The sequence below is a fragment of the Acidocella sp. genome (assembly GCF_028687955.1).
In the GTDB taxonomy this organism is placed as follows: Bacteria; Pseudomonadota; Alphaproteobacteria; order Acetobacterales; family Acetobacteraceae; genus Acidocella.
Map to the genome: position 1 here is coordinate 1 of NZ_JAQTZC010000003.1, position 20948 is coordinate 20948.

Annotated in this window: 28 protein-coding genes and 1 tRNA gene; 1 reads left to right on the forward strand and 28 read right to left on the reverse strand. The window is 62.3% G+C overall.

Annotated elements, in window-relative coordinates; translation table 11 throughout:
* The first annotated feature begins 525 nt into the window (after positions 1 to 525).
* Positions 526 to 1989, forward strand: a complete 1464-nt coding sequence (locus PHE40_RS00575; protein ID WP_299956505.1) for a hypothetical protein — start codon at positions 526 to 528, stop codon at positions 1987 to 1989.
* An 84-nt stretch (positions 1990 to 2073) separates the two neighbouring features.
* Here the strand turns inward: PHE40_RS00575 and PHE40_RS00580 are convergent.
* The 28 genes from PHE40_RS00580 to PHE40_RS00715 form a co-directional block, all read right to left on the reverse strand.
* Positions 2074 to 2210, reverse strand: a tRNA-Leu gene (locus PHE40_RS00580).
* On the reverse strand, positions 2204 to 2629 hold the full coding sequence (locus PHE40_RS00585; RefSeq protein WP_299956507.1) for a glycoside hydrolase family protein: 426 nt from the start codon (positions 2627 to 2629) through the stop codon (positions 2204 to 2206). Before PHE40_RS00585 ends, PHE40_RS00580 begins: the two co-directional genes overlap by 7 nt.
* Positions 2630 to 2660: 31 nt before the next feature.
* A complete protein-coding gene (locus PHE40_RS00590; protein ID WP_299956510.1) occupies positions 2661 to 3035 on the reverse strand; it encodes a hypothetical protein in 375 nt (124 codons plus the stop codon).
* A complete protein-coding gene (locus PHE40_RS00595; protein WP_299956513.1) occupies positions 3032 to 3328 on the reverse strand; it encodes a hypothetical protein in 297 nt (98 codons plus the stop codon). The genes PHE40_RS00590 and PHE40_RS00595 overlap by 4 nt, the downstream gene beginning before the upstream one ends.
* 15 nt (positions 3329 to 3343) lie before the next feature.
* Entirely contained in the window at positions 3344 to 4003 is a 660-nt protein-coding gene (locus PHE40_RS00600) for a hypothetical protein (RefSeq protein WP_299956516.1), read from the reverse strand.
* A gap of 91 nt (positions 4004 to 4094) precedes the next feature.
* The gene (locus PHE40_RS00605; RefSeq protein WP_299956519.1) at positions 4095 to 4565 is read right to left on the reverse strand and encodes a hypothetical protein; all 471 of its coding nucleotides are present in this window, start codon (positions 4563 to 4565) and stop codon (positions 4095 to 4097) included.
* Positions 4566 to 4576: 11 nt separating this feature from the next.
* Positions 4577 to 4825 carry a hypothetical protein gene (locus tag PHE40_RS00610; RefSeq protein ID WP_299956522.1) on the reverse strand — a complete coding sequence of 83 codons (249 nt, stop codon included), beginning with the start codon at positions 4823 to 4825 and terminating at the stop codon, positions 4577 to 4579.
* A gap of 12 nt (positions 4826 to 4837) precedes the next feature.
* Positions 4838 to 5446, reverse strand: coding sequence for a lipase family protein (locus PHE40_RS00615; protein ID WP_299956525.1), 609 nt, complete (start codon positions 5444 to 5446; stop codon positions 4838 to 4840).
* Positions 5443 to 5991: a hypothetical protein gene (locus PHE40_RS00620; protein WP_299956528.1), complete on the reverse strand. Its 549-nt coding sequence runs from the start codon at positions 5989 to 5991 to the stop codon at positions 5443 to 5445. Before PHE40_RS00620 ends, PHE40_RS00615 begins: the two co-directional genes overlap by 4 nt.
* 1 nt (position 5992) lies before the next feature.
* Positions 5993 to 7240: a hypothetical protein gene (locus PHE40_RS00625; protein WP_299956531.1), complete on the reverse strand. Its 1248-nt coding sequence runs from the start codon at positions 7238 to 7240 to the stop codon at positions 5993 to 5995.
* A 10-nt stretch (positions 7241 to 7250) separates the two neighbouring features.
* Positions 7251 to 7859 (reverse strand): YmfQ family protein, encoded by a 609-nt coding sequence (locus PHE40_RS00630; RefSeq protein WP_299956534.1) that lies wholly within the window; start codon positions 7857 to 7859, stop codon positions 7251 to 7253.
* Entirely contained in the window at positions 7856 to 8980 is a 1125-nt protein-coding gene (locus tag PHE40_RS00635) for a baseplate J/gp47 family protein (RefSeq protein WP_299956537.1), read from the reverse strand. Before PHE40_RS00635 ends, PHE40_RS00630 begins: the two co-directional genes overlap by 4 nt.
* Complete coding sequence (locus PHE40_RS00640; protein WP_299956540.1) at positions 8977 to 9420, reverse strand: phage GP46 family protein; 444 nt, start codon at positions 9418 to 9420, stop codon at positions 8977 to 8979. The genes PHE40_RS00635 and PHE40_RS00640 overlap by 4 nt, the downstream gene beginning before the upstream one ends.
* Positions 9420 to 10532, reverse strand: coding sequence for a hypothetical protein (locus PHE40_RS00645; protein ID WP_299956543.1), 1113 nt, complete (start codon positions 10530 to 10532; stop codon positions 9420 to 9422). The genes PHE40_RS00640 and PHE40_RS00645 overlap by 1 nt, the downstream gene beginning before the upstream one ends.
* Before the next feature lie 10 nt (positions 10533 to 10542).
* Positions 10543 to 10965 carry a phage baseplate assembly protein gene (locus tag PHE40_RS00650; protein WP_299956546.1) on the reverse strand — a complete coding sequence of 141 codons (423 nt, stop codon included), beginning with the start codon at positions 10963 to 10965 and terminating at the stop codon, positions 10543 to 10545.
* On the reverse strand, positions 10962 to 12137 hold the full coding sequence (locus PHE40_RS00655) for a phage baseplate assembly protein (protein ID WP_299956549.1): 1176 nt from the start codon (positions 12135 to 12137) through the stop codon (positions 10962 to 10964). Before PHE40_RS00655 ends, PHE40_RS00650 begins: the two co-directional genes overlap by 4 nt.
* Positions 12134 to 13348: a DNA circularization N-terminal domain-containing protein gene (locus PHE40_RS00660; protein WP_299956552.1), complete on the reverse strand. Its 1215-nt coding sequence runs from the start codon at positions 13346 to 13348 to the stop codon at positions 12134 to 12136. Before PHE40_RS00660 ends, PHE40_RS00655 begins: the two co-directional genes overlap by 4 nt.
* Positions 13345 to 15036, reverse strand: coding sequence for a hypothetical protein (locus tag PHE40_RS00665; protein ID WP_299956555.1), 1692 nt, complete (start codon positions 15034 to 15036; stop codon positions 13345 to 13347). The genes PHE40_RS00660 and PHE40_RS00665 overlap by 4 nt, the downstream gene beginning before the upstream one ends.
* Before the next feature lie 121 nt (positions 15037 to 15157).
* Positions 15158 to 15436 (reverse strand): phage tail assembly protein, encoded by a 279-nt coding sequence (locus PHE40_RS00670; protein WP_299956558.1) that lies wholly within the window; start codon positions 15434 to 15436, stop codon positions 15158 to 15160.
* Between the two features lie 3 nt (positions 15437 to 15439).
* Positions 15440 to 15817 carry a phage tail tube protein gene (locus tag PHE40_RS00675; protein WP_299956561.1) on the reverse strand — a complete coding sequence of 126 codons (378 nt, stop codon included), beginning with the start codon at positions 15815 to 15817 and terminating at the stop codon, positions 15440 to 15442.
* Positions 15818 to 15832: 15 nt separating this feature from the next.
* Positions 15833 to 17344 (reverse strand): phage tail sheath subtilisin-like domain-containing protein, encoded by a 1512-nt coding sequence (locus tag PHE40_RS00680; RefSeq protein WP_299956564.1) that lies wholly within the window; start codon positions 17342 to 17344, stop codon positions 15833 to 15835.
* A gap of 11 nt (positions 17345 to 17355) precedes the next feature.
* A complete protein-coding gene (locus PHE40_RS00685) occupies positions 17356 to 17937 on the reverse strand; it encodes a hypothetical protein (RefSeq protein ID WP_299956567.1) in 582 nt (193 codons plus the stop codon).
* On the reverse strand, positions 17934 to 18260 hold the full coding sequence (locus PHE40_RS00690; RefSeq protein WP_299956570.1) for a hypothetical protein: 327 nt from the start codon (positions 18258 to 18260) through the stop codon (positions 17934 to 17936). Before PHE40_RS00690 ends, PHE40_RS00685 begins: the two co-directional genes overlap by 4 nt.
* A gap of 4 nt (positions 18261 to 18264) precedes the next feature.
* A complete protein-coding gene (locus PHE40_RS00695; protein WP_299956573.1) occupies positions 18265 to 18477 on the reverse strand; it encodes a hypothetical protein in 213 nt (70 codons plus the stop codon).
* Positions 18478 to 18542: 65 nt separating this feature from the next.
* Positions 18543 to 18752, reverse strand: coding sequence for a hypothetical protein (locus PHE40_RS00700; protein ID WP_299956576.1), 210 nt, complete (start codon positions 18750 to 18752; stop codon positions 18543 to 18545).
* Positions 18753 to 18773: 21 nt separating this feature from the next.
* Positions 18774 to 19844, reverse strand: a complete 1071-nt coding sequence (locus PHE40_RS00705; protein ID WP_299956578.1) for a major capsid protein — start codon at positions 19842 to 19844, stop codon at positions 18774 to 18776.
* Positions 19845 to 19856: 12 nt separating this feature from the next.
* Positions 19857 to 20270 (reverse strand): head decoration protein, encoded by a 414-nt coding sequence (locus tag PHE40_RS00710; protein WP_299956580.1) that lies wholly within the window; start codon positions 20268 to 20270, stop codon positions 19857 to 19859.
* A gap of 15 nt (positions 20271 to 20285) precedes the next feature.
* A complete protein-coding gene (locus PHE40_RS00715; RefSeq protein WP_299956583.1) occupies positions 20286 to 20942 on the reverse strand; it encodes a hypothetical protein in 657 nt (218 codons plus the stop codon).
* Between the last annotated feature and the right edge of the window lie 6 nt (positions 20943 to 20948).

Below are 20948 nucleotides of genomic sequence, written 5' to 3' on the forward strand. Positions count from 1 at the left end.
GAGGTTGCAGCCTGGCCATTGCCGCCGACCAGAGCATTTTTGACGATCGGCACGTCCACTGAGGTGTAAGAGCCCCCGGAGTGCGCAAGCGCCATGCCGGCAGACAGAAGAAATACAGCCGACCCCGAGAGAAGAATGTTACGCATGATAGTCCTCCGTTTTTAATTTGTGAAAGAATAAGTATCTGAACTCTTATGACGGTTGACTGCGCAACTTCGCCATACCCAACAGAGAGCAAATGCCATGCCAAGACATCAGCGGTGTGAGGCGTGTGCTATTTTTTCAAGTGATTCAGTCTATTACAGCAGATGCCTGAAGCGATCTGCGCGGTTTTTTCATGTATCATGCTTTGTAAACACTGTTGCAGGATACTGTATCAGTTACACCGTTCATGAAACGCCCGGCGGCTATGGCGGATGTTGTTTGGACCCCGCATAGAAATGAACGCATGCATTAAAGAAACTATAGTTTACAAACCGTATTCAACAGGCTAATCTTGGATTATAAAATAGAGAGGAGGCTGCAATGGCCGTTAAAGCCTATTACTCTTCTAATAAAATAAAAATTCATCCCTTTGAAACGGGGTTCATCAAGAGGTTGAGGTTTGTCCGCCGTCTTAATTCTATTCTGGCCTATATGGCGGGAGGCGCGCTCACCCCGCTCGCCGCGGTTTGCCTGCCGGCGTCTCTTGTTTTTACGGTTTCGGGCAGCGGCACCGCCGAGGCCGCGCCAAGCCAAGCGGATAGTTTGTCCGCGCTGCAAGCGGCCATTGCCGCGCAAGAAGCCAAGTTGCAGCAGGAAGAGTTGCAACTCGAGCAGCAATCACTTGAATTGGATCAGCAGCAGCGCCTGCTCGATAGCCAAATGGCCAAATTACGCGGGACAGGAACAAGCGCGGCCAGCCCCGCGCCGGTGGCGGCCGATACGACGGCCAACAGCGCCGCCACTGCTGCCGCCCCAGCTACGCAAACAGGGCCTGCCAACGGCACCGTGGGCGAGGAACAGCAGCAGCAACAACAAACAAATCAGCAGGAACAAACAAAAATTATACTTCAGTCATCAACCGTGCTTGCCAACACAGGAGGGGTTTTAACCCCCAAGGGCCAGTTTGTTATCGACCCTTCAATTGAATATGACTACTGGGCACAAAACCAGCTGGCGTTGAATGGATTTACCATTATTCCCGGCATAACCTTCGGCAATATTTTCATTGCGCGTGTCGATCAAAACTTTCTGACCGCATCTGTCACGGCCCGTTATGGTCTTACAGACCGGCTGGAGATAAATGCAAAAATTCCGATGGTCGTAGGTTATGGCACTTTCACCGCCCAGGCAGCCGGACCGAATGCCCAACCGATCAACGCTAGTGCTAACAATATCAATATTGGCGATATCCAATTTGGCGGGTCATACCAATTCAATAGCGGAGACAATGGATGGCCTGTTTTCGTTGGAAACCTGACCTTTAAAACCGCCACCGGCGTTAGCCCCTATTCGGTTCCCATTTACACTGTATATGATAACGGCGGCACTTTTCTTGGGGGCATCCAGAAAAAGCTCCCGACAGGAACAGGGTTTTATTCACTTCAACCCAGTATGACGATATTCTACCCGACGGCACCCGGCGTGTTATTTGGCAATCTCGAATACATTTATAATTTCAGCCGGACATTCAATCTTCTGAGCAGTTCCGGCGGAACGGCACGGGAAAATCTGGAGCCGGGCAGCGCGGTCGCGGCTACATTTGGCATGGGGTTTGCGCTGAATGACAAGGCGTCGATGACCTTAAGCTACCAGCAGGAGCATGTGTTTGGCTCCTCGGTGAACAACCGCTCGATTCCCGGTTCCGCCTATGATTTTGGCACCTTCAATTTTGGCCTGGGTTACGCGATTAACGCGCGGACCAACTTTAACATCGGCGTTGGGATCGGCGCCGGGCCGAATGCGCCGGTCGCTAAAATTCTGTTTGAGATACCTGTGCGGTTTTAGAGCCGCGCTGACATGAGATGGAGGGCATGAGCAAGACGAGCGACGCCCAGGCTGGCATAACTCGTTGATTTATCTTCTGGATAGTGGTGGGCGCGACAGGGATTGAACCTGTGACCCCCACCATGTCAAGGTTGATAAATCGGGGTATAATCTATTGAAATCATTCAAACATTGTTTTTATCTGCCCAGATTTTGCCCATTTGCAAATCCTACCCTACCCCGCGAGGATTCGCTCGGCAATCTCCGGGCCGCGTTTGCCCACCTGTCCCCACCACACCGAATTTTTCAACTCGGCAGCGGCCGAGGTCCAATCTCCGCGCTGCATCGCGCCGAGGAAATTGTGGAACCCGACCAAGCGACCCCAACCCATGTTGAAATCGAGGTTGATCATCTGCGCCTGGCGCACCGGGCTCAGGTTGCGCCACCAGGGGATCTGTAAATCCAGCCGTGCCGCGCAGGCCGCCACATCGTCCTGGCACAGATAAGCAGATTCCGCAGTGCTCAACCCGTTGACCGCCAGGTTGCGGCCGATGCCCACCGTGGGGTTGCCTATGACATGGCTGCCTGCACGAATCGGCAAGCCAGTGGCGTCGTCATACACAAAAAAGCGCTCACCTTCATCACCGATGAGCTGGCGCACCGTGTAATCAAGGTCATATTTTTGGAACATATCAGGGCACCAATGCGGGGTTGACGTAGAATAGCACCTGCGCGGACGGGGCTTTGCCCGAGGCCAGCGTGGCCGAGACCGTGACCACGTAGCCGGTGGCTGCCAGGCCACCCGAGAGCGCGAAACTGGCGGCGAGGCCCGAAATAACCGGCGCGCTTGCCACCAGCGAGCCGCTGGGCGAGATCGCCACCGTTGCAGTAGCCAGCACAATATCCGTGCCGCCCGCCAGCTCGCGGCTGAAATCCACTGTATAATCCAGTGCCTCGCCCACGTTGGCGTTGGGCCACGCCAGCGGGAGCACGCTTGCCGCACGGCCGCGCGGGGCGAGACCAACCGGCGTGCCGGCATAAACAGTGCGCCCTAGCGTGCCGCTCATTTCCGCATTTCCTTAATCGCCGTCATAATGCGCGTCTCCATATTAAGGTGATCGGCCTTGGTAGGCAGGCTGGCGACGGTGCGGATCATATCCTCGCGAAAATCCCGGCTGTTATCGCGCTCGCCATTCAGCGCGGTCCACAAATCCCGGTCACCGGAGGCAGCGGTGGACCTGGCCGATTCGATTTTGGAATAGACATGCAAAAACAAGGCGCCGATTCCGGTCATCATCGTGCCCATCACGCCAATGAACCACTGAATCAGCGATTGGTCCCCGTTGCTCAAATCCTGCATCTGCCCCTCTTTCGTTTAGGCGCGCACGAGATCGAGCGCATAAACGCCCACCACGAACCCGGCCTCGAAATAGCTTCGGTCAATGTAAAAATCCTGGCCCCAGCTGGTCACGTTCGTAATCGCGCCGTCATAGCCGTCCGCCCACACCGCATGGCCGCCCCAGCTACCAGCCGCGCCATCGGGCAGCCATACGCGCTGGTTTTGGTTGGCGGTGGAAAGCTCAACACAGAGCAGCACACCACCCCGCGCGCCAATGGCGGCGCGGATCTCGCCCTCGGCCGTGGGGGCGATCTGGGTAAGTTCGCGCAACCGATACCCGGCCAGCGCGTTTTCTTGCCACCAGGCGAAGCCGGTGTCCGGGTTGGTGCCGTGGTCACTCGCGGGGTGCAGCGGGGTATAGCCCGTCATCCCGGCATAGGCGTTCACGGCCACTGCATCAGAAAGCGCAATAGTGATGCCGGCGCGATAAATCAGCGTCTGCACCGCGTTGGCGCAGGCGGTGGGGAAACAATCAGCAAGCTGGTCATTCCGCCCCGCGACACGCGGCGTGGAAACGATGCGGCTATATGCGGGCGCATAGGCCGGGGCGCTGCCCATGGCGGGCGCGAAAGGCTGGGGGCGCCAGTCACGGCGCACCCCCAGCTTCATGGCGGCAAGTTGCGAGGGAATGAGCATCAAACCTGCGCCATGATGTGCACCAAAAACCAAAGGGCCGCGGCGCCCAAAACCAGCAACGCGGCCACAATGATCAACAGGATTTTGAGCATCAGCTCAGCGGGATCGGGATAGGGCCGGGCACCACGCCAACCGAGGCGCCAACCGTGGCCGGAGCCGTCGCGGGCAGAGGCAATGCCGCCACGAATGCGTCCACAAGCCCAAGCCCGGCCTGGATCGCCATGGAGGTCGCCGCTGGCAGCGGCAGCACGGCCGTTACCTGCTGCGCCGCGATAAGCACCGCCTGCGCGTCCGCCTTGGCGCTGGTGGCCGAAAGCTTGCCGGAGGCCAGCGAGGTAACCGCTGTGTCCAAAGCCTTCACCGCCGTGGCGGCGTTGGCCTGGTAGGCGGCGGGGATGACCTTGATAAGCGCCGGGGCGAGCTGCTGCACGGCGGTGTTGATCGCCTGCGCCTCCGCCTGCACCGTCGCCAGGGCGTTGGAGCCGCCCAGGCCGCTACAGGCCACCAAACCAGACATTAAAATGGCGGCACAAGCCGCCATCGATATACTACGAAACTTCATCGAAAAATCCTTCAGCTTTGAGAAACCGGAACCGCCGGTACGGGTTTGGCAACTTCAGGTGCGGCCGCCGCCGGTGCGGGCAGCACCTTGCGCGCGACCAGAAAATGCACGCCCGCCGCCAGCACGGTGGCCAGAGCGGTCGCGACATCAGCGGGGAGCGAGATGTTTTTGAGCGAGAGCACCCACTGCAAAATAACAATCGCGGCGAGCGAAACAGTGCCGCTCGCCGTGGCGGCGGAGACGGTGGTGGTGTTTGGCATTATAACCTCCAGTTATGAGATCGGAACAGGCACGGGCGCCGCGAGCGATTCGGCATACGCGGCGATGAGATGATCGCTGATCGGGTCCAGCGCCGGGCGGCCGATCTGGCGCAGGGGGCGGTCCTGCTTGCCGCCAGGCGGCAGAAGGGGCACCGGATCATCGCCATTGCGCCAGCGGTTGCCCGGCACACCGGCGAGGACTTTGCCCAGCGTGTTATCAACGCACACGCGGGGCGCGCCGAACGTCTCACAGCGGGCGGCGATAAGGCCGTGATGCACCAGCAACCCGGCCGCCGCGACAGCGAGCGCCCCGCCGAGCGAATGGCCGGTGAGCACGAACGGCGCATCCGCGCGCAACACACCTGCAAGGCGCGTCACCGCCGCCAGCGCGCCGGTTAAAAACCCGCGATAGCAGGGGCCGATATGCGGATTGTTGACGGTCTCAATATCAAAATCCCGTAGCCAATCCTCGATGCAATCCCATTCCGTGCCGCGGAACGTCACCAGAGTGATGCCGCCGGTCATTTCGAGATGCACATGCACATCCCCGGCCACCACAAAGGTGGCCGGAGCGCTGTAAGCCTCGGCCGCCGCCGCGCAGAGCGCAACGGTGGAGATCACCACACCACCGCCAGCACGGCGGCATTGGTGGTGGCTGCGTTTATCGCGGCGGTGAGCGCCTGGCGCTTGCCGATAGCCGCCCCAGAAGCCGCCAGATAGGCGCTGGCCTTGGCGAGCACCCCGGCCGCGAGGCTGGCGACGGTAGCACCCGACGCCGCCGCGATGGCAGAAAGGATCGGCGTGGGCGCGCTGGCCGACGCAGTGACGGCCTGCGCCTCGGCATACTGCTGTGGCCACGTGGCCACCTCAAGGTCCGGGTACGCCGCCACAATCGCCGCCAGCGCGGCCTGGCACGCGGTATTGACGGCGGCGATCTGCGCGGCCTGCACGGCGGCGAGGGTCGGCACAACAACCGGCGCCGCATACGGCACCAGCGCGCCGGCCGAAACAACCCATTGACCGGATGTACGCGCCTCCCACTGAGCCGGAGTGAGCACCAGAAGATCGGTTTGCGGTGGTAAATTTGGATAGTCGAATTCCGCCGTATCGTACCAGCCGATGACTGGCGCGGGCGAAAGGGCCGGGTTGTATTGTGCATATTGCATTTTAATATCCTTTCGCCGTGACCAAGCAAGTTACGAGCGTGCCGGTGGTGCCGGTATTATGCATCGCGATGGTTGCGGCTGTTGTCGTGGGCAGGGGCGAGGCAAGCTCTGGGATTGCCGCTTGCTGCGCCCCCGTTGTCTGGCTGTTAGCGCCGGAGCAATTTTGCCCCGTGACTTCGGTGCAGGCAGTCGGAAACGCAATCGGAAATGTCCAGGTGGTTCCAGCGTTTGACCCAGCCCCAGGATCGGCCAGCTGTATATAAGCCCATTGCTCGATTCGCCCGTCAGGCAGCTTACGATAACCCGATGAGCCAACTGTTCCCGCCGCCGCAGTAGGTGACGGAAGCGTGATCGACGCAGAGCCGCTATGCGTGAATTGCCCCAGTTGCGCCGCGCCCAATACCGGGGCCGAGCCCGCGAGCACCCGCCAATAGGTCAGGCTGTTATCGAGTATCAGCGTTACAAAATCACCTGGCGATGGTAGCGTCAGAATACCTGTGCTCGTGCTGTTCGCGTCGATAATGGAATTGCCGTTCGGATTGATCGAGACGACGCCGGTCTCGTTGACCAGAGAGACGGCATAGCCAGCCGCTATGCCGCTGTTAGGCAGCGTGAACGTAAGCGTGCCATCACCCAGCAGCACTTTACCCGCATCAGACGCCACCAAGGCATAATTGGCGGTTTTTACTTCCACACCGCCCGCACCAGCGGCACTGGCAAGCACGATATCCCAAACACTCACGCCGTCGCCCGAGATCCACAGCGGCGAGCCGGGCGAAACCGTTGCCGAGGTCGCACCGCCGGGGGCATCGGTGTCGCTGCCGGCATCCTGCACCGTTACGGTGTTGGTGCTGGTATCAGTCCGCACAAAAATGAATTCCAGCGGTAATGCGCTGGCCGAGGCCACGGCAGGCAGCGTGAGGGTGATAGGCCCAGCGGCGGCGTTGACCATCACCAGCCCGGCGTTATCAGCCACCAGCGTGGCGTTAGAGGAAATCGCCATGCGGTTAGCGGCGCAGATGCGCTTGATCGCCTGGAGCTGCTGGTTAACCAGCGCTTTGTTCGGCGTGATGCCCGCGCCGACCACCACATTGCGGATTTCCTCCACCAGCGTATGCAAAAACCACGCATCAACCGTGGTAGGCGGTATGCTGGGCGGCGAACCATCAGTATAATACCCTTCGGTGCCGACAGCCGGCATCGGCGGCGGCGTGGCCGAGGCCGACGCGCTGTCTGGTCTAAAAACCATAGAAAACTCCTTAATAATTTATGATGAGGATGGAGTACGCGGGTTTAATCCGGTTCAGCACGCAGCTCAGTTGCGTGCCCGAATAGGCCACCAGAGGGTCACCGCATTGCGATTGCCCAACCAGGAACGGAAACACCGCCAGCCCCGGCGCATTAACCTGCCAGACGAACAGCCACGCCGCGCCGTAAAGCGGTGCGCCGCAGGTGAGCACGCCGCATTGCGCGGGGGCAAAGGTGGTGATGGTGATAGTGTAGCCGAGCGCGGCGGCGACGTTGATAAAATACTCCGCCGTGCTGCCGCCGTTGCTCGCCATGCGCGCCAACACGGCCGCCTGGCGCTGCGGCACGGTGGGGTTAAGCGGCGTGCATGGGTCCGGCAGGCCGTATTCCGCCTCCCAGGCCGCCAGCAGCTCTTCCGAAAGAAACGGCATGGCCTCGCGCTCGCTCAAATCCGCGCAGCGTGCATGCAGCCGCGCCAGGCCAGCGGTGGAAGCGTGCACCAGGCCGGTGAGCATTGCATCCGCCTCGCGCGGCCAGGCATCGCCGGGCGGCAACAGGGCCTGGGCGGCAGCCAGAAAATCACTCTGGCCCGCGAAGGGAATAGTGGCGCTCTGGCTCATGTGAAGGTGGGCGCCGCGAGCTGCACCATCTGGCCGTATGGTGCCGTAACGTCCGCCGCCGGGGCCGTGAGGTCAAACGTGCCCACACCCGGCGCGTTGCCGATGGCGGTGGCGATCTGCTCCAGGTAGATGGTGCCGCCGGTGGCGTAATCCTCCAGCTGCGCATCCCAGCCGTAGCCGCCGGGCGTGGTGGTGTAGTTAAGCGCCGCCACCACCGCCGTGGCGGCCGCCTGGGCCTGGGCCAGCGTGTAGCCGGGCGCAGGCGTTAGCCCGTGGATCGTCACCGCCGTGGCAAGCGCCGCCTGCGCCACGGCGGCATAACTGCCGATGACCGGCGCCGCCGCGTTGATCGCCGCCTGCACATTGGCGATATCCGGCGCGAGCGGAATGGGGTTCGCGCGGCCATCGAGCGCGAACATCACCACCACCGTGCCAGGGCCGTTTTGGGCTGGGTACACCCACACGCGGGTAACGCCCGTCACTGATTTGGCCCAGGCCACGAAATCAGCGTTAGCACCACCCTGCGGCGGGTTACTGAGCCGCGCACCCAGCCGCACCTGCAATTGCGCGTCCGTTTCCGCCGCCACGCCGCCGCTCAGGCCCGGCGCCACCACCACGCCGTTGGCATTGATGCCCGCCACGCCGATGAGCAGCGTCACCGGCGCGTTGGCGGGCAGGTTACCGCCAGAACCGGCGGGCGAGACCACCACCGGCGCGCTTACCGTGCTGCCAGTCCACACACCCGCCGCCGTGGTGGTGAGCGTATAGGTGCCGGTGGAATCCTGCATCTGCACCCCCAAGGGCAGCGGCGTGCCGCTGGTGCCCTGGAACGAGACAGTGCCGGAAGCCGCATAGGCGGGCTCACGCTTCAGGCCCACGCCGCCGGCATAAACATCCAAATACGGCGCCTCGAGCAGTGTGGGCAGCAGGCAGCGGTTGGGGAAGTTGGCGAGGTAGGCATATTGCCCCGCCGCGAGCTTGGCGAGCACCAGGGTGAACACAGGAATCACCCCCACCGGCAGCGTAACATCCGCCCCCGGCAGCGCCGAAAAATCCGCCGCGATCTGCTGCACCAAATCCGCGAAGGCGGGCACGGGAAAGGTGGGAACGGGCGTGCTCATGCCGCCACCGCCTGGCCCTGCCAGAGCACATTAAACACGGCCGAGCCCCCGGTCTGGTTGATCGTCACCGCGAGGTTCATGGTATGCAGCCCGGTTGCCGTGGCCACCACGCTCACGCTGCCCGCTATTCCAAAATCAATCATCCATTGCAGCGCCTCCATCGCGTAATCCTGTGCCAAATTCAGCGTTTTTTGTGTGAGCACGGTCCGGCGCAGCAGCCAGAGGCGCGAGCCGAGCTTGAAGCCGAGATACGCATCACCCCACCAGCCGCGCGGGCCGTTATCATCAGGCAGCACATCGCCCGGCGCTGCCTCACGGTCGCTCAGCAGGCTGATGATGACGGCGGTCTGCAACCCCGCATCGATGGCGATATCGCCCCAGGCCGTAGAGATATCCGCGCATAGGAGCGTGTTGCTCCAGGTGAGGGCGATGCCGGTCATTATCGTTGCACGCTATAAAGGTAGAAATTGCCGCTGAGAGTGCCGCTTGACACATAAATACTCACACCCGTAATCGCGACGGGAGGGCCGTGCTGCCCATTTAACAACGTGTTAAAGTAGGAATCCACCCCCGCAATGCCATGATATTGCACAACACCAGGATCACCCAAAATATCAAATCGCCCCGCAGAACCAGATGGCGATGACGTCGAAGATGTCCACATCGGGAACGCAGTTGCTCCTGTCGCCGCCCCGCTGCTGCCATATGCGCGGAACACATTCCAAAAATAATGGGCTCCTGTGTCAAGTGCCCCAGCCACGTAAAACCCAATAACAGGTACGACACTTGTTGCGGAGAGATTATCCCACTCGACGAAATATCTATACCCAGACACAAGCCCCGAGAAATTCACGGCTGACGCGGCGCTCACAGTCTGCGATGAAACGAGTGCCACCGCACCTCCACCGCCACCACTCGCCGAAACCGTCAGCGCCGAACCGCCTGGCGTGATCGTCACACCGCTGCCCGCGACCAGCGTGGAATACAGTGTGCCGCCGTAATCAATGCCGCCCGGCGCACTAAGCGTATCCCCCGTCAACGTCATTCCCGCGCCGAGTGTGAAAGCCCCTTCGACGCCGTTGATGCTGGTCAGCCCCACCAAATCCAGCGTGGTGCCGGAGAGCGACAGATTCGGCCCCAGCGTCACGGGTTCAGGTGCGCCGCCAAGCGTTGACGGCCCGAACAGAATTTCACCGGATGCCGCCGCGATTTTTGGTTGCGCCGCGCTGGCGAGAGTGCCAACCGTTGCCAGCGAATTTGCCAGCGGCCCGCTGGGCGACATCGCCAGCCCGGAGGTTGAGAGCGTGAAATCGCTAGAGAGCGTAATAACGCCCGCAGCCGTGACAGTGCCCTGTTCAAATTCAGCGCCCGCGCCCGAGGCAATGCTCAACGTCACCGGCAAACCCGCGCCGCCTGTTAAAACGCCGCCGCCTTCCACCACCAGCGTCGGGGCTCCTTGCGCGAATGTGCCCTGCTCCCAAACCACCGCCGCCGCGCCAACTGGCGTGCCGTTGACATAAAAGCCTTCACCGGCATCAATCGTGCCGGTCATCGTGATCCCGCTAACCACCTGATATATTCCCTGTCACATGTAGGTTTCCAGTGATGCTGACATCGCCTTGGAAGTTGACGAGCGGGGCGATAAGAATAATCTCCGCGGGGTCCACGATCGTCACGCTACCCACGCGCAACAGCACCGTTTTGCCATTGCGCGAGAGGCCGATCTCGCCGGGTTGCAGGTCCGCCACCGTGTCCGCCGTGCTGTCGCCGCCCAGGGCCACCACATGGCTGCGCAGGCCGTTGGTCTGCAGCAGCACCACGTCGCCCCCGGTGGGGTTGGCGACGTAGCCAGGCGGCAGCAAAAGCTCCACGTTGGCGAAGGTCTCGCCGTCCAGCCCTGTCACCTGCAACAACGCCCGCGCCGCCATACGCGCCAGCACCACTTTTCCGCGCGTGATGAGCGAGGCGAACCGTTCGTGGTTCATTCGTCCACCCCGTTCCAATCATACGCCACGCGCCCCTTGCGGCCTTTTTTGCGGCGGGTTTTCAGCAGCGCCGGGCTGGGGATCGCACCATCCACCGGGCCAACGGTAATCTTGGTGTGGTGGCCGCCATCGAGCGAATAAGTCCATTCCAGCTTGAGAATGAGCAAATCCTCATCCATGCCCATGCCCGGCGCGCGCACCGGCACCATCTGGTTAATCCGCCAGAGCGTGCCATCAGGCTGCACCCAGCCGGGCACAGTGATCTCGGCGGTCAGGCTATGGCCGTAATGATAGCTGCGTTGCCAGTTGGCGCGCAGCTGCATCTGCGCCTGGGTGAGCTGCCCCTCGGCCATGATGATTTTCGGGCGGTAGATCGGCACGCCAGGGTCCACCGCCACGGCGCGCTGCTGGGTGAGCACCTCGCCGCTGCTGGGGGTGATGAGCGAGGGCGTGGCATCGCTGCCCGGTGCCGCGTCACCAGCGCCCGATGGAAACCCCGAGGCCCCCGCCGCCGCGCAGATACCCGATTGCCCTTTGACGATGTAGATCGAAAAGCGCTCAGCGCAATCATCGGTCACCGTCGCCTCGATGATGCCGCCCGGCACGCCTTCAACCAGCGCCCCGGCGGCGCGGTCCGCGCCCGCGTTGCCCAGCACCAGCGCACCTGTTTCGTCGTCATAGGCCAGCACGCCGCAAATGGTCGCGAGCCTATCGATAAAGCGGAAGGCGGTCTCGCCGCGCTCGAGCGTGGAATCCGCCAGCGCGGTGTTGGCCAGGGTTGTTTGCAGCTTGGCCGTGAGGCCGAAAATCTGGCACACGGCGCGGGCAATGGCGGCGAGCGTGTAGCCCTGATACTGCCCGGCCGGAATGTCCGGCGTGCAGTCCACCAGCTGCGCGGTGGCGGAGCGGCCGGTGATGATCGCCTCATGCTTGCCCACGCCAAAACTGGCGCGGTAGCCAAAAATAAAGCCGGTGAGCAGCGTTTGCCCGGCGTGGCGCAATACCACCGGGGTGAACGGGCGCAGCGGCACCGGGCTGGCGGCGCTGGCGAAGCGTTCCGGGCAGGTGAGCGAGAATGCCGAGGCGCAGGCATCCATGCCGCGCGAAACGCTCACCTGTGTCCATCCGGTGTAGCTCACGCCACCGGCTATCAGCTCGAGATCGGTGTTCATGCCTGCAACCAAACCCCGGCGGTGGGCATGAACAGCGGGTGAATGGCCGCATTGAGCGCGGCCAGCGCGTCACCCTGGGTGCCGTCCTGCATCAGCAGTTGCGCCAGCACCACGTCCGGCAGGCTCACCCGGCGGGAATAGGTGGCGAGGCGCGGCAGGTTCTGCGCGCGGGTGATGATATCGCGGTTGGCCAGCGCGCCCAGCGCCAGCCAGGCGCGGTACATATCCACCTGCCCGGCATTGACAATGGCAGCGCCCACACTGTCCATCACCGCGCCGAGCTGCGCGCGCGCCGCCTGCGCCGCCTGCGCGGTGCTGAAGCTGGTTTGCGCATACAGCGCCGCCAGGGCCACCCCGGCGCTCTGGCGCACCAGCGCCACCACAGCCGCCTGGGCAGTGGCCAGCGTGGCGGGGTAGAGCGCGGGCGCGGGCAGCGTGGCGCCCCATGTGGCGAGCGCCGCCAGCCCCAGGCTCGGGTCCGCCGGGTATGCCTGCGCCGGAGTGATGCCGCTCACCGGCGTGGTCTGCACCAGCGCGGGGTTGATCTGCGCCACCGCGTTGTCACTCACGCTCAGCAGCGCCTGGCTCACCGTGCCGGCGGTCCCGGCGGCATCGCTGGGCGCGGCGGCGAAGGTGGTGGAGACGCCCGAGAGCAGCACCGCGGGCAACGCCGCCACGCTGGCGGCAGCCGATGAGAGCAAGGCTGCGGCATAACCAGCGATGGCGGCCTGCTGCGCGAGCGGCCCCATCACCGCGCTGTAGCTGGCCACAATCTGCGCCGCCACGCCGTTGATGTTGGCCAGCAGGGCGCTGGCTGTATCCGCATTGGCGAAAGGCGCGCTGGCGGCGCCGTCATCCACCGCGAAATTGATCTCGATCTCGCCGTAAGCGCCCAGGGCTTCATCGTCCTGGTAGCTGTAGGTTGAAACGCGGACGTTCAACGGCCCCTTGGTTGGCAGCACCAGCGTCTGCGCGGTGGCGGAACGGTCCAGCAACGCCACGAACGCCTCGCGCTGCGCCAGCCAGCCGTCGCCGATGAAATACGCGGTGACAACGAAGGATTTTGGCAGCGGCCCCTGGTCTTCAAAATAGGCGGAGGCAAGCGGAATTTCCTGCTCGATGAGGCGGCGGCCGCCCTTGGCCTTCTGCACCTTCACATAAAAGCCGACGCCCGCGAACGTGGCGGGGCGGAGCGATAAAATCCAGCTCATTGGTTGCGGTGATTCACGATGGTGCCGTTGGTGCCGGTATGCACCACGGGCTTGCTGGCATTGCCGGCGGTGGTGGTGGTGACGCTGCTGCCCGGTGGCAGACCTTTGATGTTGATCTCCAGCGTATGCCGCCCGCCACCAGCATCATCGCCCAGGCCCTTGTTAAACCCGGCGGCGAGGCCGCCAAAGCGGCCACCGCGATTGGCCGTTGCGGCAGGCGAATCCGGTGCGGCGCCCCCGCCATTGCCGCTACCCTCGGCCCATTGCAGCCCGGCATCGAGCTTATCGATGGTTGCGATGATCGGTCCGAACACTTTATCGAACTCGCTGCCAATGCTGGAAAAAATCACCTGCAGGCCAGCGTCAAACTCTTTCCAATGGTCCCAAAGCTCATACACCGCGGCCCCCGCCGCCACCGCCGTGAGCACCATCACGCCCAGCGGGTTGGCATCCATCACCAAATCAAGCGCCGCCACGGCATCCTTGAACGAGGAAATCTCCGGCACCAGCTCGGCAAAGCCGATTCCCAACTCCGCCACCGGCCCGAGTGTGAGCGCCGCCATTTTGGCCCCCATGCCGCCGAGGGTTAGGCCAATTTCCAAAACCGGCGCCAGAAACGACGCAGCCATCACACCACCAGCGATTTCCAGAACCGTTTTTAATCCCCCAACATCATCAATCAATTTTTCAATATGGTGGATAAAAACTTTAGCTTCGGCATTGATCTTTTTAAAATCAATGTCGTGAATATCATCACCAATCGTGGAGATAACATCCTTGAGATCGAGCGCGATCAAATCCCGGTTGCTCGCGACGAAGCTGGCGAAATCAGTCAGCAGCGGCGCCATCACAGGCGCAAGTTTCGCGCTGATCTCGCTGGTCAATCCACGGATCGCCAGCTCAGCCTCGTTCCATGCCGCTTTAAATTGCTCCAACCCCTCCAGATCACCATCACTGAACGAATAACCAAATTTATCAAATTGCGCCTGCATCTCCGCCATTTTCGCGGGTCCTTCGGTGAGGAAGGGCAGCAAATTAACACCGCTGCGCTCAAACAACTGCATCGCCATCGCGGCGCGCGTGGCAGGGTCTTTTGTATCCGCGAAGGCTTTTTCAAGCTGCGGCATCACATCTGCGGCGGATTTTACATGGCCGGACGCATCTTTCAGCGATATTCCCATTTTTGAAAATAACGATGCGGTTTGTTTATCCAATCCCATCGCGGCGCGCCCCATGCGCACGCTGAGCATTTCAAAGCCCTTGTTGAGATCGTCCACACCCACGCCGGCTTGTTGGCCCGCGTATTGCAAACTTTGCAATTTCGGCACTGCAATGCCGCTGATTTTCGAAATGTTGTCCAGCGCCTCGGCAGCTTCGGATGTGGCGTGCGCCATTTCCAGCAACCCCGCCACGCTGCCCGCGCCGCCAATCGCCCCCAACATCGGCAGCACCTCGGCGAGGCGGCCACCCATCTCCTGAATACTGCCGCCCAGCTCAGCGAATTTTGATTTCGCCTCGCCTACATGCGAGGTCAGCTCATGCCACAGCTTGGCGCTGGGCGACATATTGAGCTTGCGCTGGGTGCTGGCTCCGATATTGCCCAGCTTGCCGAGCTTATCCTCCAACCCCACAATCGGGGCGGAGAACTTATCCAGCACGGAAATAATGGTCTCGTAAGTTTTCGCCACTACCTCCGCCTTTCTGCCACGATCCGGTTTGTTTGCCGCACGTATAAATCAAGCTCTGAGAGGCTCAGAGCCATCACCTCGCGCAAATCCTGCCAGAAATTCGCGAGGTCAAAATAGGTTTCTAGGATGTGCTCGGGGTCTCCGCATCCGTGAAAAAACCCACCACCTCGCCCATGGCGCGGGAGAAATCAATCACGCTCATCTGCGCCACGCTTGAGGGCGGAATGGATGCCATATCCGAAATCATTCCGGCGATGGCGCGCGTGTCGATCACCTTATTGCCGGTGCTCTCGACTTTGTAGATAAACCCGTTGCGCGCCAGATCGCCGCCATTCGGTTCGCGAAAGGTCAATTCCGTCACCGTCTGCCCGTGCGCCTCAATCGGCTTGCTCAGCTTCATGGCTTACGCTCCCGCCGCCAGAATTTCAGCACAACGCATGCCCTCGAACTTCACCGGCAGCGAGCCGGTAACGCCATCGAGGTTCGCCTGACCAGAATACCATGCATTGCTCAGCACGTAGGTTTTGCCGTTCACCAGCTCCAGCGTCACGGTGCTGTTGGTGATGCCGGTAAGCGCCTGGATCGAGAGGCCGCCGGAATCGGAGATGTCGCCCTCGATGCTCGGCACGTTGTATTTTTCGGTGTAGCCATGCGGGCCATCGGCGCCGGCCACGCCGGTGCGCTCGATCGTGTTCGGGTAGACCTTGAAACTGCCGCGCAAGAGAAACTGCTGGCCGTCCACTTTCAAAAAAGCGGTGCCGCCGAGTGCATTGGATGCCATTTGTGTGACCCTTTATTAAACAGCTTGCGCCGGGTTGAGGATGAACTGGTTGATCATCGCCATCATCGAGAGGCCGTTGGCCAACTCAGGCCGCCAGACGATATCAAGCCGGTTCGGGTTGGTTGCGTTGATCGCCACCGTGGTGGCCTGCGCCATCGCCGCGGCGTTCACCACCAGGCCGTTGGCCTCCATAATGTGGTACTGCGCGATGATCTCGGCCAGCGCGACCACGGGCGAGACCACCGGCACATTCTGCCCGGCGCGCGTGCCGTCCGGCACCAGCAGCGAGCGGCCAAACTTGGTGACCAGCGCGGATTTGATCTGGCGGGTGATCGCCATGAGCGTGAATAGCGTGGTGGGGTAGCGGTAGCTGGCATCCGGCTGGCCGAATGCGTTGGTTTTGTAGGTGGTCACGTCCTGGCCGACGGTCACGTTGCCGTAGCTGTCCGAGCGCGGCAGCGCGATGCCGGCGGCGTACAGCGTGTTTTCCTGCGCCAGGGTGAGCCAGTTGGCGCGGGGCGCCGCGGTGACGGTGGAGAGTTTGAGGCTTTGCAGTGGCTGGCTGGGCAAGTTGCGCAGGCTCACCGCCGCCGCACCCATCCAATCCGCCACAAAATCCACCGGGTCCGCCAAATAGCCAATGATGCCGAGGCAGTCAGCATGCTGGTCGTTCAGCGTGCCGCCGTAGGTGAGCAGGCTGCTGATGGTGCCGGGCGTGGCTGTCCACACATGGCCGTAGTCCTGGCGGTTCCAGGCCCAGCGGCCGGTGGTGTCATTCATCGCCGTGGTCATCTCGCCCATCTGGGCGGTCTCGCCGTAAGGGTGGCCGATAAAATCAAACTGCTGATCGCCAATGCTGGCGGCGACGGTGCCCAGATCCGCATCGGTGGCGCCGCCCGCCATGGCGGCGATGGTAACGCCAACGCCCGCCGGCAGCACCTGCCCGGCCACGGGGCCGAGCGGGTTGATGGCGAGGTTGATGTTATTGCCCTGCAACCCTTTGTTAACGGCCGTGAAGGTGACCACACCCGCCACGGCGGCGGCGGTGACAGGGATGAGCACCAGCGCATTGATGGCCGCCGCGATGTTGGCGGCGATCACGGTCGCGGTATCACCCACGCTCACGCCCACCGGCACGGTAAAGCGCCCCACGGCGGCGTAGAACGTGCCCGCCGCCGTGGCTGGGCCGGTGATAGTGAAGGTGCCGGTGGCTGCCGCGCTGCCTGCTGCATCGGCCAGAGGCAACGCGTAGAGCGGCCCCACCGGATCGGAATTGAAATAGGTGGCGCACATGCGCGCGAGCTGCGAATTTTTGCCGAACAGGTTCATCGCGGCGGATTGGGAAGCGATGTAGACCGGCACACCAGCGGTGGCCGTGCCGGATGCCTGCATCTGGCCGATCAACAGCGCGGGCTGTTGCGTGTTGCCCTGCACACCGGCAAGCTGGTTGTTGAACTCAACATAAAACAGCGGCGGAATGAAACCGGCCGGGATATTCTGAAAAGGCACGCCAACAGATTGAGACACGATGAAGCTCCTTATGGGATGATGATGGTGGCGCCGATGAGATTATCCGCGGGCAGCGTACCCGGCGGGACGGTGGCGTTGGGCACCGTGGCGTTCACGGTTGCCAGCGCAGGCGCCGCCGTGAGGTTCGGGGCGAACACGTCTGTGCATTGGCATTCCAGCAGCATGGTCACCTGCGCCTCATGCTGCTCATTGTTGCCCGGAAATTCGATGGTGGTGTCGATGCTGTTGATGCGCTCCATGGGCGCCGCATAAAACGCCGGGCTGCTCAGCAACCCTTGCTCGATCTGTACACGCAACGTATCGGCATCGGTCTCTACCTGCTTAAGGCTCGGCGCCAGCACGCGCGCCACGATCGCCAGGTTGATTTTGGCGGTGAACTGCAACGGCGAATCACCCAGCCATGTCCGCGAAATTTTCGGCGTATAGATGGCGATGGCGAACGGATCATCTCCGGTGAAAGCATCATCGCGCGAGGTCTCCACCTGCGCCAGCGCCAGCGTATTGGCCGCCAGCAGCAGCGTTTGCGCGCGGGCGCGCAGCTGGCTGCACAAATCAGCCCCGGCCCCCACCACGCCGAACGCATCGCTCATTGCGTCACCCGCTTGAGCTTAAGCAGCAACTGGCCGAAATTGTCCGCCACCGGCTCAGCAATCTGCCAGAGCGTGCCGTTTACCTGCACCAGCTCGTTGCGTACCGGCAGCGGCGCACCGGCGGGCAGGTCCGCCGCGTTGATCGCCAGCGTGGGCGTAACGACTTGCACCACCTGGCCGTCACCGCTGATCTTATCCTCAGTGGCCACGGCGTTGAAGATGCCGGTGAGCGCAATGGGCGCGCCTGCCGCCGGTTGATACACCACCGGCTGGCCGAACACCGCGATGCACGGCGCCAGGGTGAGGCTGTTGAAATCGATCAACAGCCTATTCCTCGTCCGCCACGGCCAACGCGCCATCATGCGCCACCAGCGTTTTCTGGCGCAGCATGTGGCGCACATCCGCCTCCGGCAGATCGGCGGAGGCAAACACCGTGCCCGCCGCAATGGCGTTGTAGCGCGGCGGGAAAGTGCCGGGAACGTGATAGCGGATCACTACCGCCGCCCGCACCCGCGCGGGCAGATCGTTGGATTCGTCCATGAAAACCCCCAATAAAAAACCGCGCCCGAAAGCGCGGCTATTTCAGATCAAACGAACGGCGTTCGTTATTTTTTGGTGGCTTCGGTGGGCTGCACCTCGGCCGGGAGCGGCACAGGCTCCGCCCGCTCGCCGGAGATGCTGACCGCGCCGATGAGCATCAGCCGCTCGGCCTCGGCGCTCGGCACCGTGAACGTGCTGCCGCGCGGATAGGTCACGCGGCTATCCTTGGTGCCACCGTGGATGGTCATCAAGGCTTTTACTTTGATATCCGCCATTTTTTATCTCCTGGCTTCGGTTTAAGCGACGGTTGCGCAGAAGCTGGCGTTCGGCCGCTCCGGCACCACCAGAGGGGCAGACTGCATCATCATGTAGCGCTGCGCCGGGTCTTCCTTGATCCAGGACTTCGGCGCGAATGCGAGCGCGCCATAGTCGAACTGCGGGTCCATGATGGCGCCGAACATGCGCGTGCCCTGGATATCTTCAGAGCCCATGATGACCTGGTTGCCCGGCATCATTGGCTGCTGCACGCCGTTCACGTCGATATACCAGTCATTGTAGATCCACAGATCGTAATCGCCCCAGGCGCCTTTGTACTGCACGCCTTTCATTTTCGGCTGGCCACCGATTCCGCCTGTCAGATCCACGTTTTTGGTCGCCTTGCGCTCGAACGCGGTGATAAGCGGCACGGATTTCAACACCGGATCATTCAAAAACAACTGCCAGGCGCCAAGCGAGAACACCACATCGGTGGGCACCGAGCCGGAGAGCTTGAGGATCTGCGCGGCCCAATTATCCAGATCCTGGGTGGGCGAGGCAGTTGGCGTCGCGGGTGCCGCAGGATTAACATTCGCCACGGCCCAGGTGGCCGTGCTGGTGAGCGCCACGGTCAGCGTGGAGTCACGGTTGAAATTCACCACCTGGGTCTCGTATCCGTCGCCGGTCACCGTTACGGTGCCGGTCTGCAACGCGGAGCAGGCCATCCACACCAGGCGGCGGTTGATCATGTCCGTCTGGTCCTGCAGCTCGAACTTGAGGTTCGCCATCATGCGCTCGCGGTTGGACATATCGCCGCCAATCCGCTCGCCGATCATGCGGCGCACCGGGCGTTTGAGGTCCGGGGCGCGCTTGTCTTTGATGTAGGCGGGGCGGAAGGTGTTGGTCTGCACCTGGCGGCTCTCAACGAGCTTGCCTTCCACCAGCGGCGAGACGAAGGGGGCCATGCGGCGCAGGCCGAGGTCCACGTCCACCGAAAGAAATTCCTCCTCGCTCTCGATCGTACCCTTAAAAAAGGTATCGAGCATGAAGGTTGGCGTGGTGATGAGGTTTTTAACCACGCCCACCAGCACGTTCGTGTCAAAAATATCCATAAAATTGTCCCTTTACAGAATCGGCGTGGCCACTTGGCCCTGCTTGATGAAGATGGAGAGAGGGCGGAGCGTGGCCTTGATGGCCGGGTAGGCAAAGCCGGTGCCCAACGTCATCTCGTTGACGTTGAATTCGCCGGTCAGATACACCGGCGCCGGGGTAACGGCGTTAAAGCCGGTCGCGGTGGTGTCGATATTGTCAGCCAGCACGGCGACAGGGTTTTGCGAGCCGTCCGCGGCGGCGGAGAGCGAGAGGATGTAGTTGCCGGAGGCGGTGACCATGCCGAGCAGCGCGCCGCGCGTAAGCTGCTGCCCAGCGGCGATGTTCACCGTATCGGTGACGGTGGGGAATACCCCGGCAATCAGCCGATCCGGCACATAGATTTCATTGGCGCTGGAGGGGCCAAAATTGGAAACGAAAGCGGACATATTGAAATTCTCCTGTTATTTGCGGGCAGATTTGCCAGCGTTCATGATTTGCGCCACCAGCGCATCCGCGCTGCCCGGCGCCGGGCCGGCGGCGGCGCCGGCATTCACCGGCGGCACCACGCCGTGCATCATCTGCCCCAGGCGCCCGCGCGCGGTGCCGGCGCTGCGCAGGGCCGCCACGGCTGCCGAGCGCGAGAGCGAGGTGTTGAAGGCCAGCTCGCAAGCCAGCGCGACGTTGGTGCTGGCGGATTTGTCGCGGAAGATAGCGGCGCAGCGGGCACGCTCGCGCAGGCGGGCGGCGCGGGCCTTGGACTTGGGCTTCATCTCGCGGTTGTCCGAGGTATCGTCGCCCTCGTCGTCATCGCCGGCCTGATCGGGATCGGCGTTAGGGTCCGCATCGGGGTCCGCGTCCGGGTCCGCGTTAGGGTCCGCATCGGGGTCCGCGTTAGGGTCCGCATCGGGGTCCGCGTTAGGGTCCGCATCGGGGTCCGCGTCCGGGTCCGCGTTGGGATCGTTCGGCTTGGTGTCAGGATCATCCTGACCTTCCACCGGCGCGGGCTTGGCCGGTTTGGCCGGTGCCGGAGCGGGCGCGGGTGCGGCGGCGCGGGTGCCGAGGCCCAGGAAATGGGCAAACGGGCTTGTCGCCGCCAGGAGGGCGGTTTTTGTCGTCATCGTAAT

Bases quoted from the DNA above. Each gene is read 5' to 3' on its own strand.
- PHE40_RS00575 (WP_299956505.1), top strand. From the start codon at position 526: ATGGCCGTTAAAGCCTATTACTCTTCTAATAAAATAAAAATTCATCCC.
- PHE40_RS00660 (WP_299956552.1), bottom strand. From the start codon at position 13,348: ATGAGCTGGATTTTATCGCTCCGCCCCGCCACGTTCGCGGGCGTCGGC.
- PHE40_RS00625 (WP_299956531.1), bottom strand. From the start codon at position 7,240: ATGGTTTTTAGACCAGACAGCGCGTCGGCCTCGGCCACGCCGCCGCCG.
- PHE40_RS00685 (WP_299956567.1), bottom strand. From the start codon at position 17,937: ATGAGCGATGCGTTCGGCGTGGTGGGGGCCGGGGCTGATTTGTGCAGC.
- PHE40_RS00715 (WP_299956583.1), bottom strand. From the start codon at position 20,942: ATGACGACAAAAACCGCCCTCCTGGCGGCGACAAGCCCGTTTGCCCAT.
- PHE40_RS00620 (WP_299956528.1), bottom strand. From the start codon at position 5,991: ATGCAATATGCACAATACAACCCGGCCCTTTCGCCCGCGCCAGTCATC.
- PHE40_RS00710 (WP_299956580.1), bottom strand. From the start codon at position 20,270: ATGTCCGCTTTCGTTTCCAATTTTGGCCCCTCCAGCGCCAATGAAATC.
- PHE40_RS00635 (WP_299956537.1), bottom strand. From the start codon at position 8,980: ATGAGCACGCCCGTTCCCACCTTTCCCGTGCCCGCCTTCGCGGATTTG.
- PHE40_RS00600 (WP_299956516.1), bottom strand. From the start codon at position 4,003: ATGCTCATTCCCTCGCAACTTGCCGCCATGAAGCTGGGGGTGCGCCGT.
- PHE40_RS00650 (WP_299956546.1), bottom strand. From the start codon at position 10,965: ATGAACCACGAACGGTTCGCCTCGCTCATCACGCGCGGAAAAGTGGTG.
- PHE40_RS00695 (WP_299956573.1), bottom strand. From the start codon at position 18,477: ATGGACGAATCCAACGATCTGCCCGCGCGGGTGCGGGCGGCGGTAGTG.
- PHE40_RS00645 (WP_299956543.1), bottom strand. From the start codon at position 10,532: ATGACCGGCACGATTGATGCCGGTGAAGGCTTTTATGTCAACGGCACG.
- PHE40_RS00705 (WP_299956578.1), bottom strand. From the start codon at position 19,844: ATGGATATTTTTGACACGAACGTGCTGGTGGGCGTGGTTAAAAACCTC.
- PHE40_RS00595 (WP_299956513.1), bottom strand. From the start codon at position 3,328: ATGCAGGATTTGAGCAACGGGGACCAATCGCTGATTCAGTGGTTCATT.
- PHE40_RS00605 (WP_299956519.1), bottom strand. From the start codon at position 4,565: ATGAAGTTTCGTAGTATATCGATGGCGGCTTGTGCCGCCATTTTAATG.
- PHE40_RS00670 (WP_299956558.1), bottom strand. From the start codon at position 15,436: ATGAAGCTGAGCAAGCCGATTGAGGCGCACGGGCAGACGGTGACGGAA.
- PHE40_RS00655 (WP_299956549.1), bottom strand. From the start codon at position 12,137: ATGAACACCGATCTCGAGCTGATAGCCGGTGGCGTGAGCTACACCGGA.
- PHE40_RS00610 (WP_299956522.1), bottom strand. From the start codon at position 4,825: ATGCCAAACACCACCACCGTCTCCGCCGCCACGGCGAGCGGCACTGTT.
- PHE40_RS00675 (WP_299956561.1), bottom strand. From the start codon at position 15,817: ATGGCATCCAATGCACTCGGCGGCACCGCTTTTTTGAAAGTGGACGGC.
- PHE40_RS00640 (WP_299956540.1), bottom strand. From the start codon at position 9,420: ATGACCGGCATCGCCCTCACCTGGAGCAACACGCTCCTATGCGCGGAT.
- PHE40_RS00630 (WP_299956534.1), bottom strand. From the start codon at position 7,859: ATGAGCCAGAGCGCCACTATTCCCTTCGCGGGCCAGAGTGATTTTCTG.
- PHE40_RS00590 (WP_299956510.1), bottom strand. From the start codon at position 3,035: ATGAGCGGCACGCTAGGGCGCACTGTTTATGCCGGCACGCCGGTTGGT.
- PHE40_RS00700 (WP_299956576.1), bottom strand. From the start codon at position 18,752: ATGGCGGATATCAAAGTAAAAGCCTTGATGACCATCCACGGTGGCACC.